This window comes from Lentimicrobiaceae bacterium (assembly GCA_020636745.1).
Lineage (GTDB): Bacteria > Bacteroidota > Bacteroidia > Bacteroidales > Lentimicrobiaceae > Lentimicrobium.
On record JACJXH010000007.1, the window covers coordinates 126,149 to 141,752 of the forward strand.

Annotated in this window: 6 protein-coding genes; all 6 read right to left on the reverse strand. The window is 43.0% G+C overall.

Annotated features, from left to right (window positions below):
- Positions 1 to 26 precede the first annotated feature (26 nt).
- The 6 genes from H6541_11525 to H6541_11550 all read right to left on the reverse strand — a co-directional run bounded on the left by H6541_11525 (position 27) and on the right by H6541_11550 (position 15,473).
- Entirely contained in the window at positions 27 to 2,894 is a 2,868-nt protein-coding gene (locus tag H6541_11525) for a T9SS type A sorting domain-containing protein (GenBank protein ID MCB9016418.1), read from the reverse strand.
- A gap of 11 nt (positions 2,895 to 2,905) precedes the next feature.
- A complete protein-coding gene (locus H6541_11530; protein ID MCB9016419.1) occupies positions 2,906 to 4,399 on the reverse strand; it encodes a hypothetical protein in 1,494 nt (497 codons plus the stop codon).
- Between the two features lie 51 nt (positions 4,400 to 4,450).
- A complete protein-coding gene (locus H6541_11535) occupies positions 4,451 to 8,062 on the reverse strand; it encodes a T9SS type A sorting domain-containing protein (protein ID MCB9016420.1) in 3,612 nt (1,203 codons plus the stop codon).
- Between the two features lie 165 nt (positions 8,063 to 8,227).
- Positions 8,228 to 11,668, reverse strand: a complete 3,441-nt coding sequence (locus H6541_11540; GenBank protein MCB9016421.1) for a T9SS type A sorting domain-containing protein — start codon at positions 11,666 to 11,668, stop codon at positions 8,228 to 8,230.
- A 323-nt stretch (positions 11,669 to 11,991) separates the two neighbouring features.
- Positions 11,992 to 13,377 carry a sigma-54-dependent Fis family transcriptional regulator gene (locus H6541_11545; GenBank protein ID MCB9016422.1) on the reverse strand — a complete coding sequence of 462 codons (1,386 nt, stop codon included), beginning with the start codon at positions 13,375 to 13,377 and terminating at the stop codon, positions 11,992 to 11,994.
- A 14-nt stretch (positions 13,378 to 13,391) separates the two neighbouring features.
- On the reverse strand, positions 13,392 to 15,473 hold the full coding sequence (locus tag H6541_11550; protein MCB9016423.1) for a response regulator: 2,082 nt from the start codon (positions 15,471 to 15,473) through the stop codon (positions 13,392 to 13,394).
- Between the last annotated feature and the right edge of the window lie 131 nt (positions 15,474 to 15,604).

Genomic DNA, 15,604 nt, shown 5'->3' on the forward strand with positions numbered 1-15,604 from the left:
GAGCCGATGTTCAAATGTTCACTTTATTACTGAATCACCAGTCTCTTTGTAAATAATTTCTCTGCTATCCGGATTTTTACAGTATAAATGCCCGGTTTAAGCATGTGTGTGTCAAGCAGAACTGACTTTGATTCTGGGCTTATCAGGTTAAGCTTTTTATAAATACAACATTGCGCCGAACTGTTATACACGGTCAATTCAGCAAAGCCAGTTTCTTCTGTATTTATTTGAATTTGTGTAAATTCTTTTGCCGGATTTGGTGCAAGATTTACGCCATTGTGCTGGTGCTTGTTATCGGTTGTGTTTCCCCAGATGTTAATGGTGTCGTTAAACATCAGTAATACCTGATAGTTTTCGGTGGTTGTAGTGAATTTCAGCGTATCAACTGCATAACTTGTAATGGGTTGCATCAATACGGGCAACACCAGACTTACCCACACTTCAATTTCTTCGCCCGGCGCCATCGTGCGTGGCAGTTGATCCCAAAATGAAGCTGTCCAGTACCATTGGCCATCCTGTAGTTGTATGGTTCCATCAGTGTCAAAAGTCGTTATCACAACATCTGAAGCGGTTGTATTGGTAATTTTGAATGATTTTCCGGAATATGCTTCAGGGTCGTTTTCGAAAACAAGGGTATCGGGATTAACCATTAACTGTCCTTCAGTTGTGAATTCAAGAGTCTTCATTGAAAACAGGCCGTTGGACGAAGTAGCCTTGAAGCTTAATTGCCATGAGCCGTTTGCCTGTGTTGGTGTGCCACTTAGCATTCCTGAGCTGCTTAAATCAATGCCATCGGGTAAAGGAGGGCATTGGTACTGCAGTAATAATTCAGGCTCAATCACTGTTGATCCGGAGATGGCTGCAATGATAAAGTTTTGCCCGTCGCCGGCCGAAATGCCGGCAGCCCAGTCGTTAGAAGGTGTAATGTTATTCCCGTAATGGAATTTAATGGTACCGTCGGGGTATAGACTTACTGCAAAATCGTTGTCAAATCCGGGGTTTTCAAATTTTGAAGTTTTCCAGCGGAAAGTGGCGTGTGTGGCGTCACCTTCGTAAAAAATACCATCATTGTATTCAGGATAGAGCATTAAATCGGCTCCATAAGCTGTGATTGCCCTGGCCCCTTTCAGCCCTGTTTCATTCCGAATGTATTCAAATTGTCCACCAAACGCAATGGAACCGTCAGTGGTAATGACCAAATTCTGGTAGGTTTCACCATAAAAAGGGAAAGGAAAATCAATCGTTTGGGTTGCAAATCCATCATCATTGTCGGATGGAATAAGCTGGTTTGAGTTAATGGCAGGAAATGATGCCTGCGATTGGGTTTCGGTGTAAGTTTGCACCAGCGCCCATGAATATGGTGCAGGAGCCCCGGAAGCCTCCATTTGGTGGTTATAGGCCTGGCCTGCTTGTGCTGAAGGCAGACTGCTGGTTGTAATTTCAACCGGTATAAAATCGGCACTGGCATCAACCCAAACAAAAGTTGTATCGTCGTTGTTGAGGGCTGTATTCGCCATAGTGCTGATAAATTCCTGGTTTTGATTCAAGTCGTTGACTGAAAGGTTGATAATTTCTCCGCTGTCAGCATTGTCCGGATCCTGTTCTGTAACCCTTAGAAAGAATCTGGCAGCCTGGCCAGGCTCTATGTAGCTAAGCAGCGGAGTAATGTCGAGTCCTATTTCTATGGTTTTATCGCTTTCAGCGTAGCCGCCTTTCATGTAATAATCGCCACCCTGATTGCTGAATAAAGGAAATTCAATGATATGAGCTGGTCGGGTGTCAGTGGTATTGGCCGAAACGCCGGCAGAAATCCTTATTTTTTTTCTTGAAGTGTGTTTAACAGTTGTTTTGATGGTAAGCTGTGGCTGATAATCATTGCGTGTGCGGATAACATGAAGCAGGTTATTCCAGATGCCTCCTTCGGAAAGGCTTTGAGCCAATGTGCGATACATGACATACGCTTTTCCTCCTTCGCCAAATGAGTTGCCCCAGCTGTTAACCATAATGAGTGCGCCGATTTCCCAGTCGCGCAGGTCAACAATCCCATCGCCGGTAATGTCAATATTGTTTGTGTATTGTCCGTCGTTATTGTAATCATAGCGCACTTCATCATCGTATCCAACAAATGTCATGGCATGGTTAACTTCTGCGCCCCAGCGGGTAACTACACTTTTACCTGCGTTGGGCGTTCCGGAGGCAAGGTATGTCATGGTGAAAACATCAGAAACACCTGCCGAAAAGTTTGCCAGGCCTCCGGAAGGAGAGCCGTTTAATTTGTCGTTCATCCACTGCTTTAATGTTAACAACCCTTCTTCAGTGGATACATCAATCGTGGCAATTTCAAGCATCCTGTTACTCATGCCCGCGAGGTAATTGTTGTAACCGCTCATCCAGCGCCGGTCGCCTCCATACCAGGGAGTACCGCCATAGGTTTGAACATTCGGACATCCATTGGCTGCAATAATTTGCCATCCGTCAAAATACCATGATCCTCCGCCTTCACCACCATTCAGGAAGTTCCATGTGTAATGTGTCGGATATTGATTTTGGGTAACATTTGCGGGCAGCTGCTGCAAAAAATCCATTTCATAAGTGAAGTTATATCCAACCCCGCTGGCTTGTCCGCAACTTCCGCCTTCCTGATTAAATATTGGTCTGAACCAAGGGTATATGGTATTGTCAACTGAAACGGGAAGATCGCGGTTACGCTGAGCCTCATTCAGCATCAGTCTGGGCGTTGCTGCAATGTTTGCATAATCATCAGCAGTAAGTTCACGCAATCCGCCAGCAATCCATGGCTCACCTTCAGCATTGGGATTTACATTGATGAAACTTTGTGCATTTGCCCATGCTGCCATCAAGATGACTGCCAATAGGATAGTAGTTTTTTTCATGAAATCTGTTTTTATTGATTTTTATGCTTCTCGTTGTACATCCATTCAGCTTCCATCCGAAGCTGAGTTTTCAGGCTACGGCCATTTTTTTCAGCTTTTTGTTTTACTTTTTCCAACCAGTCGGGTGTGCCTTCTATACCCATTTCGTAAAGCATGAGTAATTCATTTTTACGGGTATATTTACCGGGATTTTTTTTGTGATCAGCATAAAAAAGATAGCCGGCTTCCTGATTGATTCGCTGTTCAAGGCTTATGTTCAATTTTTTTGATTCGTCGTACATGCGCACAAACTCATTGCCAAATGACCTAATCTGGTTTGCAAAATGGTCTATCGGATGTATTTGTCCCGGGAAAAAGAGGTCGTAAATCTGTTCGTCAAATCGCCATGCAAAGGCATGATGGAATCTTTCGGTAATCATGATGATAATGATGTCCCGCTTCAGTATTTCATCTTTAAAATTGCGTTGTGTGGCTGAGCCTGCTTCTGATCCGTCGCTGCGGGTTATGTTTTTGTTGTAATACCAGAAATCGCAGGTGTTGAAAGCATTGGCCGGAATTCTGTTGTTGAGCCAGTTAAAATAAAAGCTGTCACCCGCAATTAATACATCAGGTCTGGTTTTTGTAAGTCTGTTGCTGAAATTGATTACAGGATTAGCCAACCCGGGTTGTGGGATTCTGAAAAGCAAGTTCATCGCCAATCCTATGTCGTAATCAGGATGCCTGATGCTGTCGCTGGCTTTGAGATTCGCAATTTCCATATCAGGCAAGTCTGTTTTTCTCAGATTTTCGATGTATTTCAGTGTTGTATCAGCTGCAAGGGCCGCCCCATAGTAGCTCCAGTGCGTGCCGCCTTTCGGAAAAACAGGGAATTTTGCGTGGTCCTTGATGGAGATGAAATACTGATTTAAATCCAGAACATTGACTTTGTTTTGTAATAAATAGCGGCGCATGCAATCGTAATTCGATTCCGATTTTTGCAATGCACTGTATTTGCGCGGCATGCGTTCGGGATAAAAACTCCCTTTGCCTGGTTCAAAAATAACAATCAGTGTTTTTCCCAGTTTTGAAAGTGTATCCTGAACCGCCTTCAGTTGTATTGCTTTGTTTTTCCAAACGCTATCACCTACAAAATAAAGTCCTGTGTATTCTTTCAGATAGTCTTCTTCAAACAATTCACCTTTTAATCCTACAATAACTCCTTCGGCATGTGCCTGATGATATAAGCTATAATCAACCTGGTTATTGATTCGAACCAATGTGTTTCTGAAACCGATGTGTTGTTCCAAACGGTTGCTGAATGTTTCCTGAAAGGAGCCGTCAAGCCATGAGCTCGTGGAAAATTCATCCAGCCCTGGTTCGGGGCTTGCTTTATAAGCACCTGTAAGATCAGGCTCATGAACCCACCTGAGCTTTTGTTGAAGGCCTGGCATAATCAAAAGTAGAATGGCCATTGAAAACATAAGGTTTTTCAACAGGCTGCTGCTTTTATTTGTTTCTCCTTTCATTCACTGCTTTTTTTGGCAAATGTATGACTATTGCTTTAAGGCAGATTGGACTTATCGCGAAGTTTTAATTATTTTTTTAACCATTTTGCCCTGGTCTGTCATCAGCACAACAGAATAAATGCCGGGTGCGGCAATTAAATTTTCGGGGTTGAGCTGGTAATTGCCTTGCGATAAATGATTGTTTTCTTCATGGTTGTATATAACTCTTCCAAAAGCATCGCAGATAAAAATTCTTATCTGTGTTGGTTGGGAAAGGGTATAAGATATGGTAAACTCATTCCTAGTTGGATTGGGGTAAACCTGAAATGCGGAAATGGGCTGATTGATGTTTTTAGCTTCAGTGGGGACAGCATAAACCGGAAGTATAATATAGTCGATGCGGGCGCAGTCTTCGCCATTGGTTACGCTGTAATCCTTGATGTATTTCCATGAGAATAGCTGAGGCCCTTCATTGACAGGTATTTTTGCCTGTGTCCAGTTCCAGGTGCCGGCCCATCTTCCCATTTCATCTTCATTAATATTAAAATGCAGAAAGTCATAGCCTGGTTCTGATGAAACCTTAAACCAAAAGGATAAGGTGTCGGCAATGGCCACATCCCAATTTAATGAAAGAGAGGAGGTTTCGTTGTCATATATCAGTCCTGAACGGGCACAAACACTTCCTTCGTATGCGCTGTTTTCATCAATATACCAGGGCGCAGTGCCACCGTTTTCCCATTCATAAGCAGAAAAGTCGCCGGTTTCAAATGTCTCTACCAGAAATCCGGTGAAGATCGGTATTGTTTTCAGATAGTCAAACTGATTATTGCCCGTAATCCCCAAATTAAGTTCAATTAAATGGTATAATGGCGCATCGGGCGATAAACTAATCTCAAAACTGAGCAGCCAATGCTCTTCTTGACGAAGTGTGTCTTTTGATCCTGTGTTGTTGTTGATGGTAAGAAAGCTGTCCCATGAATTGATGATGGCCTGGGCTGAGGTGAGAACAGCTCCGCCAATGTTTTTAAGGTCGATAGCAAGCTCTACAGTTTCACCCGGATCAAGAATGCCGTTGTTGCCATCTATAATGCGCAGAGAGGCAATTTCAATAACAGCTTTGTAGGCTGTAAGGTAGAATTCGCGGGCCCAGTTGCCTTCATCTGAGGTTGCATTGAGTGTAAAGGCTGCTTTCTGTCCGTTGAAAACATGATTGCTGACGTCGAATGTAAACGCATTTTCAATATTGAGGGTTTCTCCAGGTTGCAGAGAGGAGATGCTCTGCACTGCGCTGTTCAGTAAAAATTCAGGATTGTTCGTCGCCAGTGTAAATGTAGTATTTCCAATGGCAAAGCTATTCAGATTTGTGATGCTCAGGTTCATCGTACAGTGCTCGCCAAATTCAATAATATCATCATCTCCGGCAATAATTGCATACTCCATCTGAAGTCCTTCGGTGTTGAGATAAAGTGTTTTGGTGGCACTTATATTATTCTGGTCGGTAGCACATACCTTAACCGGCTGATTGTGAAATATCTGTTGTGTGGTTCCGTAAAGCAAACCTTCTGTGCTGAGCGTTAGTCCGGTATGTGACGACACCGGTGTAAACCGGATAAGTTCATCCGATTCCGGTAAAAAGTCTGGCTCGTAATCAAGCAGATAGAAGCTCAGTCCATCGCCGGCAGAAATGCCACAAAACCTGTTGACAAAAGAGGGGAGGATGCACTCGCCGTAATTGATTTCTATTTTGCCATCGGGCCATATTCTGGCAGTTGCATTAAAGGTTGAGCCGGCCGAGCCGCTGGAGCTTAACTTCCAGCGGAAAGTTACATATTCGTTAGTTTGTTCCATCCAAATGCCTTCTCCTTGCCCTGGATTGATAACCAGCGGGTGGGACATTACAGGTGCAATCATCGCATTTTGAATAAAATAGGTTCTTCCTTCAATATAATATGGCCAGGGGAGCAATGAGTTTTTAAACATCAGGTAACCATCACTGGTGGCATAAACTTTTGAATAGTTTTTCCCGAAAAACGGGAACTCAAAGGGAAGTGTGACTTCTGCAAATCCATTGTTATTATTGGTCAGTGTCAGTTGTTGTTCATTTACCACGGGCATGGCCGAGGTTGAATCAAAGCGGGTATAATCTTCGGCCATATGCCAGCGGTAAGGAGAGGTGCCTCCACTGGCCTGCAACGGATATTGATAATAGCTGTATAGTTGAACAGGAGCAAGGGTTTCGGTGTCGATTAAAACCGGATTATAATCAATAGCAGCATTTACCCCAATCATTGTCAGTTCGTTATTGTTAAGTGGTAAATCACTGGCACCGCTGTTGATAATATTGATGCCATTGGTGTAGTCGATGATAGAATAGCTGTTGATGGTCCCGTCGTTAGAACCAAGAGGGTCGTTTTCCTGAATCATCAGAAAGTATCTGGCAGGGCTTCCGGGTGTAACGAAGGGCAAAAGCTGGTTCAGATCAAGGCCTATTTCAATGTTTTCTTCTCCTGAATTTCCCTGCATGGGCAAACATCCTCCCTGGTAATCAAAAATCGGGAAATGAAGAATGTGGTCGGGCTCTGTGGCAGAAGGGTTTGATGATACTCCGGCCATTATGCGGATACTATTCCGGCAAGAATGCGAAAGGTTCACCTTGGCCGTAAGCTGAGGTTCATGATTCTCGCGGGTTTTTATAATTACAACTGTATTATTCCAGATGCCACCCTGCTGAAACTGGTCGGCAACCGATTTGTACATCATATAAGCAAATCCGTTGTCGCCCCATCCGCTGATAGAGCCATAAGTATTGGCCATTTTAAAACCGCCGATTTCCCAATCGCGCATATCAACAATTCCATCAGCGTTAATATCTATGTTGTTGGTGTATTGTCCGTCGTTGTTGTAATCCCAACGGATAGAGTCATTGTATCCTACAATTGACATGGCATGGTTGGCAGAATTGCCCCATGAATAAATTACATGTTTGCCAGCTTCAGGTGTACCTTCAGGAAAAACTGAAGGAGGATGTGTAAATTCTGCATAAAAACATCCCAGCCCACCGGCAGAAGAGCCGTTTCCATGGTCGTAAATCCAGTTTTTTAACGTTTGCAGCCCTTCCGGGGTATTTACTTTTATTGAATAAACATCAGATACCCTGTTGTGCATGGCATTGTAGTACAGGTCATATCCGCTCATCCATCGCGATGGTCCACCGGCTGACATGCCTCCATAATCTGCAACATTCGGATTGCCGGCTTTTTTTAAAATTTCAAAAGTTTCATAAAAACAAACACCAGCGTCACTTCCTCCGTTGATGAAGTTATATGCAAAATGAGTGGCATATTGGTTTTCAGGCAGGCTGCCTGATACATTTCTCATGTAGTTGAGCTCATATGTGAATACAACGCCTATACTACTTGCTTGCCCGCATTCAAGCCCAACTTGTGATATCAGCGGCCTGAACCATGGTTTGGCTGAATTGTCAACCATAAATGGCAGGGTGCGCCTGTTTGTTTCTTCAGGCAGAATGTATTCGGGCAATTGCGAGAGCTTTAGTGAGTCGTAGCTACTCATGTTAGCCAGCGTAGGAGTTGCTGTTTCCGGGGCTTTCGTTTTCTGGCCTTGAGCCAATGATAATAACGAAATAAAACAGACGAAAATCAAAGTCGTAAACAGGTGTTTCATGTTTTGAGCTGTTTTTGATTTTTAAGTTTGTGAAGATAAAACTTATCTGCTTGCTTGTGAATCAATATTGTAAAAAAAATTAAAAAGTCAGCAGAAGGGCCTGCTGTATCAGCAGGCCCCATATGGTTTCCCCTAAGCGTCCGTTTTACGGGCTGAAACCCTATGCTATAATACTTTTACAAATCGTCCGGTCATGAAGCGGGTGCCATTTTGAATTCTGACAAAATAAACTCCTTCTCCAACTGAGCTTACATCAATTTGGCCCAAATCAGCTCCTGTCTTACCCTGGCTTGCAACCACCCGACCAGCTAAATCAAGCACCTGCAGATTGAAGTTTTCCTCAATTGTACCTATGGAAGCAATGTTAATATTTTCTTTAGCCGGATTGGGATAAATAAGTAATTCTTCTCCTGATATGGGGCGGCTACCATTCAGCAGTGTGACTGTAAATTTGTGCTCAGCGGTGCATCCTGCTTCGTTTTCACTGCTTATGGTAAATTCATTTGCGCCCGGCTGTAAGTTTGAGCCGTCAATAATCAGGTCGCGGTCTACCAAACCTTCAGGTGTAACTTTAAAAGAGGAGGCATTGTTGTCTGGCAGGCTGATGATAAGCTTTTCACCGGCATAAATAGATGTGTCGTTTACTATTGGAAGCTCGGGCAGAGATTCAAGTGAAATGGATACGAAACTGCTTACCGGGTCACAAAAGTTATTGCTGTAGGCCATTACATTGAGTAATATGTGGCCGTTAAGGCGTTCCTGCGTCGAAGGATAATAAACCGGATTTAGACTGGTCTCATCTTCAAATAATCCGTTGCCAGCAGTTGTCCAGCGAACTTTTGTATAATTTGAAGCAATGGCTGAAGGGTATATTGTTTCATTATTACAGGTGGTGATATCGGTGGTTATCAAAGCGGCTGCGTCATTTACCGGAAGGTAAATATTGTCAATCCATGCTGCGTCAGCACCTTGCTGAAGGCTGCCATCTTTTATGTAGTTCCATGTAATCAGGTGGTTGCCTGGCTCAACAGGAAAAGTTTCTTCAGTCCAGTTGCATTCACCACTCCATTCAGCTACTATTTGTCCGTCAATTACCAGTTGTAGTTTGTCGGCACCAGCCTGTGACGATATCATTTTGCGAAATCCCAGGTAATCGCAGGAAGGAGTATAGCATTCAAAAGAAAGCCTGCTGGTATCGCTGTTTCCAATGGCGCCTGATCTGAGCGAAAAATGTCCTTCAAAGGCGTTGGCAGCATCAATAAACCAGGTCTCGCGACTGTCATTTATCCAGTTGCTTCTGGGAAATCCCTGGCTTTCGAAATCTTCGTCGGGTGGATTAATAGTGGTAAAAGTAAAGTTTTTGCTTTCAGTTTCTCCATATTGATTGTGAGATACGACTTTCCAGGTATAAGTTGTGTTGTAAGACAGCTTTTGTGAAGGCGAAAATGTTTTACCCGGAACAATGATGCCATTTTCTGTCCATTCGGGATTATTGCCTTCAGTAATAAACAACTCGTAATAGTCGGGATTCATTCCAGTGCCTGTTTCCCAGGAAAACGGAGTGTAAACTGAGATTTTCCGGTTGTTGTTTTCGGGGATGCTTTGTGTAGCAGCAGCAGGCATTTTGGTAACCGGAACAAGAGCAGTGTAGGGAAGGTGGTTAAATTCAGTTACGGTAAGCGTTATATTATCGGTTGTAATGGGTGCTGAAATGGAGATGTTAGCGATACCATCCGTAACCCGGGCCGCACCAAGCAGGGTGTTTTGCTGCGTGATGCAGGCCAGGGCCTCGGAATCGGGTAATTTAACCACAAACACCCGTGTATCAGCACCGGTTTCCGGTACGTGATGCGTTGAAATATTTTGTGCCGGCGATGTGCGTAATTGCACAGAAGGGTCGCCAAAAATGGTCCATGTGTCGGTTACACGATATCCTCCAATGCCATATTTGTCATTCATTCTTACACAGGCACTCATCGATACACCGGCAAATGTGCGGGTAGTAACTGATGCTTTTTTGCCTGACAGGATGAGTGCTATTTCATCCTGAGCTTCCATTGGTGGATACCAGCTTTGAGTGCAGGTTGACATCATTACGGCCACCGCACCTGCAGGTTGGTTGTTGTATTCGGCTCTTAGCCATGCTTCAGCCAAACAGCTTGATGATACAAAATCGCCGTTGCTGCAACCTGCTGACCAGATAAATGGCTGTGTTTCTGTGTTTTTTAGTTTAAGAGCATCGGTGTATGAAAATCCGCTGGTAGTCCATTCGTTTTTTGTGCCATGGCCAATATACATGATGGCTCCTTGTCCTGCATTTATTGCATTTTCTACCTGACTTTTTGTTGGATTTCCATTGGCATCAGCTCCCTGTTGGCTTCCATCATACATCTCACTGAAATTGGTGTAGGTTGATTCAAGCATGATTTCTCCGATATTACGGATGTGTTCATAATCAGCCTCGCCGTCGTCGCCCGGGCCAAGCTCGCTGGCTATGCCCAGAAAATGGTCAAATTTAGCCTCCAACGAAGGGTTCATTTCATAGTTTAAACTGCGTTGCACCATATTGGCTAGTTGTGCAGTTGTTTCTGCCGGAAATCGTCCCACAAGTATTTCAGGATAATGATCATTCCCTGAAATGTAGCCATACATATTGTCACTGGCACCGTTTTCGGCCTGCATAGACGGAATTTGCCCGGCATCGCCAGCCAATAAAAGATAGGTAAGGCCATGATTATAATAGTATTCTGATACAAATTGCTTGATTGATTGAGCATTGCCAAGATTGGCTACGTCAACAATTTCGCACGATAGTCCGGTTCTGGTTTTCCATTCAACGAATGGTTGTAATGTTTCTACAAATGAGGCTTGTGCTAAAATCAGCATATTCCCTGGTTCATCAATGGCAATGTTGCGGTTGTTGTTGCTGTAATTTGCAAAATGCTCAGAGGCTGAAGCCCGCATTCCTTTCAATGTTCCATAATCGGCACTGTATCGTGTAAGTTCATTCTGGCCGGGGCTATTGGTGTTGTAAATCTCAAAACTGATTGAATAGTATACCCTTAATACTTTGGTAACCGGGTTGTAGCTGAATGGATAAACCTGTATGGCTTGCCCGCGGACGTCGCACCAGATATATGGTTCGTTTAATTCAATAAGCTGTGCAGGGTAAAAATGGTTGTTTTTGTATATCTGATCGTTATACCTTGTCTTATCATAGTCGGGTTTGTCAGAGAATTGAGGGTCTCCCTTGGATGGGGCAATATTTATATCCGTGTATTCGTAGTATTGGGCATCTGTAAGAATAGCGCGTGTATTTCCGCGATCAGCTATCTGAAGACTGATGGTAAGATGTTGCATTTCAGGATTGCCGGCTTCTGTTTCGTTTACACCGCCTGTTAGCATGAGCGAAATACCGTTATGGTTTATGGTTTTGGTGTGGTATCCGGGAATAGAAACATGGGTGAGAATGTTGCCATTTTGGTTTATCGATGTAGATATGATGGGCTCTGCGGGATGATTGCTGTTGATGGCAACCCAATCAAGGGCATACGCATGGCAGGCAAGCAGAAGTGTGCTTATGAACAGTGCGGTTTTCCTTAACATGGCTATGGTTTTTAAGTTGCACCTTATTGGCGCACACTCCCATAGTCAAGTGCTGTTCCGTTTTCTCAATTCCGGATTGTCTGAAAAAATGAGATGAAATAATATGGATTTGTAACTATAAGAAAAACAGGTGGATAGGGTGTTTTTGTAAAGCTGTTTTTCTGCTATTTTTGATCTGAATTATTTTTCATGGGATAAAAAGGGGAGTTGAAAACACACAAAAAACCGCACAACTGTGCGGTTTTTTGTGTGTGATACCCGAAGTTTTTAAAGAGTGAAAATTTGGCTAAAATGAGGTTTTTGACCAAATAAATGCATGAAGGTTAATCAGATTCTTTCATGATTTTGATGTTAAACTTTTTCATTCTTCTGATCAGCGAATCGCGCGAAATGCCCAGCAGCTTAGCAGCAAGCATCTGGTTATAGCCACATTCATTCAGGGCTTGAAGTATGAGGTTTTGTTCCTGCTCTTCAAGGTTGAGCACAATACCGGTGGGCGCTTTACCTGTTTTGCGGTTGGTAAGCTGGAAGTCAATTGGACTGAGTGTTTGCGTATTGCAGAAAATCATGGCTCTTTCCACCATATTACGCAGTTCGCGGACATTTCCGGGGAAATCATAACCTTTAAGTAGCTCAACAAGCGGAGCACTGATTTTGGGTGTGGATTTTTTAAGCCTGATGGCAAAGTAGTTTACAAAGTATCTGAGTAAAGGCTCAATGTCTTCAGGGCGTTCGCGAAGCGGGGGAATGTTGATGGTAAGTGTATTAAGCCTGTGAAATAAATCGAGTCTGAATTGTTTGCTTGCAATTAATTCTTCAACATTGTGGTTCGTGGCAGCAATAATTCTGAAATCTACCTGAATTTCATCAGTGCCGCCTACCCGTTTTATTTTCTTTTCTTCAATTGCTCTGAGCAGTTTTGCCTGAAGGTTAAAGGGCATATCGGCAATTTCATCAAGAAAGAGTGTGCCTCCATTGGCAATTTCAAAGTATCCTTTTTTTTCATTGATGGCTCCGGTGAATGAACCTTTTACATGGCCAAAGAATTCGCTTTCAAGCAGCGAGTCGGTTACTGCACTGCTGTTAACTGCACAAAACGGGAAGTTGTGCTGTTCGCTTGCAAAATGAATAATACGGGCAATAATTTCCTTGCCGGTTCCGCTCTCCCCTGTAATCAATACATTTGTATTTGCATATTTTGAGGCTGTATTTGCAACTTCAAGCACCTGCCTGATTTGCCTGCTCTCGCCAATAAAATCGCGGTCAATCATTCGTTCAAGTTCAGTAGATATGAGGGAATGTTGATCCTGCATTTCGCGGAACTGCTTGTATAGTTTCAGGTATTTCTCAGTGCGCTCAATGGACAATTGGATGTCGATATGTCTGAAAGGTTTGCGCAGGTAGTCAATGGCTCCATCGCGCATGGCTTGTATGACCGTATCCATGTCGCCATGGCCTGAAATCATAATCACCTCCATCGATGGGTAAAGTTTTCTTACTTGTTTAAGGATATCGAGCCCGCTCATGCCGGGTAATCGCACATCCAATATCATCATATCGTAGGGCCTTCTTCTTAAACTTGCAAATCCTTCCTCCGGTGTATTGGCTGTATACACTTCAAAGTCGCGTAGCTGAAGAAATTCCTTTAACTCGCCGGCGAAATCGGCTTCATCATCCAGAATGAGAACTCTTAATTTTACCTTGCTCATACAGTTGAGGGTATTTATGCGCCAGTATTATTGTTGGTTAAGCTGCCAGAAACCGGCAAATGCAGTTCAACAGTAGTCCCATTGCCGGGTTCACTCTTGAATACTATTTCACCTTTATGCTCTTTTAAAATGCCGTAAGAGATAGCTAAACCCAGCCCTGTTCCTTTTCCGGGCTCTTTTGTGGTGAAAAACGGAGTTGTTAGATGTTCAAGATGTTCAGGGTCAATTCCGTTTCCATTGTCCTCAACAGAAATGAGAATTTTTTTATCTTCCCGTCGGCTGCTCACTATAATTGAGGGAATGTATCCTTCAGTTTTTCTTTTTATTTTGTCGTCAAGCGTGTCGCGGGCATTTGAAAGCAAGTTGAGGATAACCTGTTCAATTTTAAATGTATTCCCTTGAACAACAACGCTTTGTTCATCAGCAAGCTTGCTTGTAAGGCTGATGCCATGATTGCGGAATTGCTCACTTACAAGCGATAATGCGTTTTCAATAGATTCATTTACACTAAAAGCAGAGTGAATATAATCGTCGTTGCTGCGCGAAAAAGTGCGTACATGATCTATGATAGTGCGCATCCGGTGAATGCCTTCAAATATTTTTCGTGTTTTTTCCTTGATGTATTCTTCGTCTGCCTTTTGATTGTTAAGTGCATACAGCAGATTGTCAATGCCGAATGAAATGATGTTAAGGGGCTGATTTATCTCATGCGCAATTCCCGTAGCCATTTCACCAATGCCAACCATTCGTTCTGTATATATCAGATGCTTTTCCATCTCACGGGTAGCAGTCATATCGGTACAGAAAATAAGGAAATTGCTGTCAGGCAGCCTTACACTTTCAGCCCTGATGATTTTTATGATTTTACCGGAAGTAACAAAGAATTCTCCCAAGTTTCGTTCATTGCCTGTAAGGCTTATAAAATCAGGAAAACTTCCGGCGAGGTTTTCTTTTTTTAGCAACTGGTGGATGTCACTGTTTTTTAATTCTGAAGAAATATGTTTGAACATAAGTATTGCTGCCGGATTAGCATCAGCTACAATACCTGATGATTCAGCAACAAGAATTCCTTCGGGCGCATTTTCAATATAACTTCTGTATTTGATTTCACTTTGTTCAAGTGCTTTTCGTGTCAGATACCTCTCAAGTGCATTCCCGGTAATGGTTCCAAATATCTCGAGTGAGCTGATGTCGGATGCATCCCATTCATAAATTCCCGCACAATTGTACAGCAATATAAATCCTTCGAAAAGCTCTGAAACATTTACTTTTATGGCAATGGTTGACTGGGTGTTGTTATCGGTAAGATTATGTTCAGGTTTAACCCACAGGCTTTCTTCCGCACTTTTGTTGATAAGTACATTGCATTCATTGCCGGTTTGATTATACTGATGGCTGAGCTGTTGTAAAAGTTCCGGAGAAGTGTCAGGGATTTCTGAGCCTGAAAATTCATTTCCCTTTATTTCTATTCTTTGCACAAAGCATTTATCACAAATAAATACCCCGGCTGATGCATTGCAAAGCCGAGCCATATCCATCAGCATAAACTGAATAGAGCTTTCAGGATCGAAATTTCCTGAAAACCTCGCTGAAGCGAGAGAAACGGCTCTCTCAAGCTGATATTTAAATAGGATGGTTTTTTCTGCTTTGCGGTATTTTTCGATACTCTCGGTCAGCGCAATCCGCTGGCTGACTAGTTCCCGGTTTTGATTCGAAAGCTGCAGGAAAATCCTGACTTTGCTTAAAAGTATCTCGTTCTGGTATGGTTTGGTGAGATAGTCAACAGCCCCTGCCTTGTAACCTTGCGTAATGCTGTGATCGTCGTAATGAATAGCAGTGACGAATATGATAGGTGTAAGCTGATTGAGGCTTTGCTGTCTGAGACGTTGTGCTATCTCATAACCATTCATGCCCGGAATTGAAACATCAAGAATAATTAGCGCATAATCGTGAATTTCGCTTAGCTCAAGTGCAGCTGGTCCATTCAGTGCTTTGTGGATTTCTGCCTGCTCTTTACGTAGTATGGTCTCGAGCAGGATAAGGTTCACCTCGAGATCGTCAACAATAAGTATTTTAGGCTTTTCTGTAATTGACATTTGTCTGGTTTGTAATATTCCGGCCGTTTGCTTTTAATCGGTTTAAAATTAATGTTTTTTCTTAAAATATCATTTAATTTATCGCTTCTTATTCTGAAGGATATGCTGAGTTTGAGAAAAGCTGTATTTTG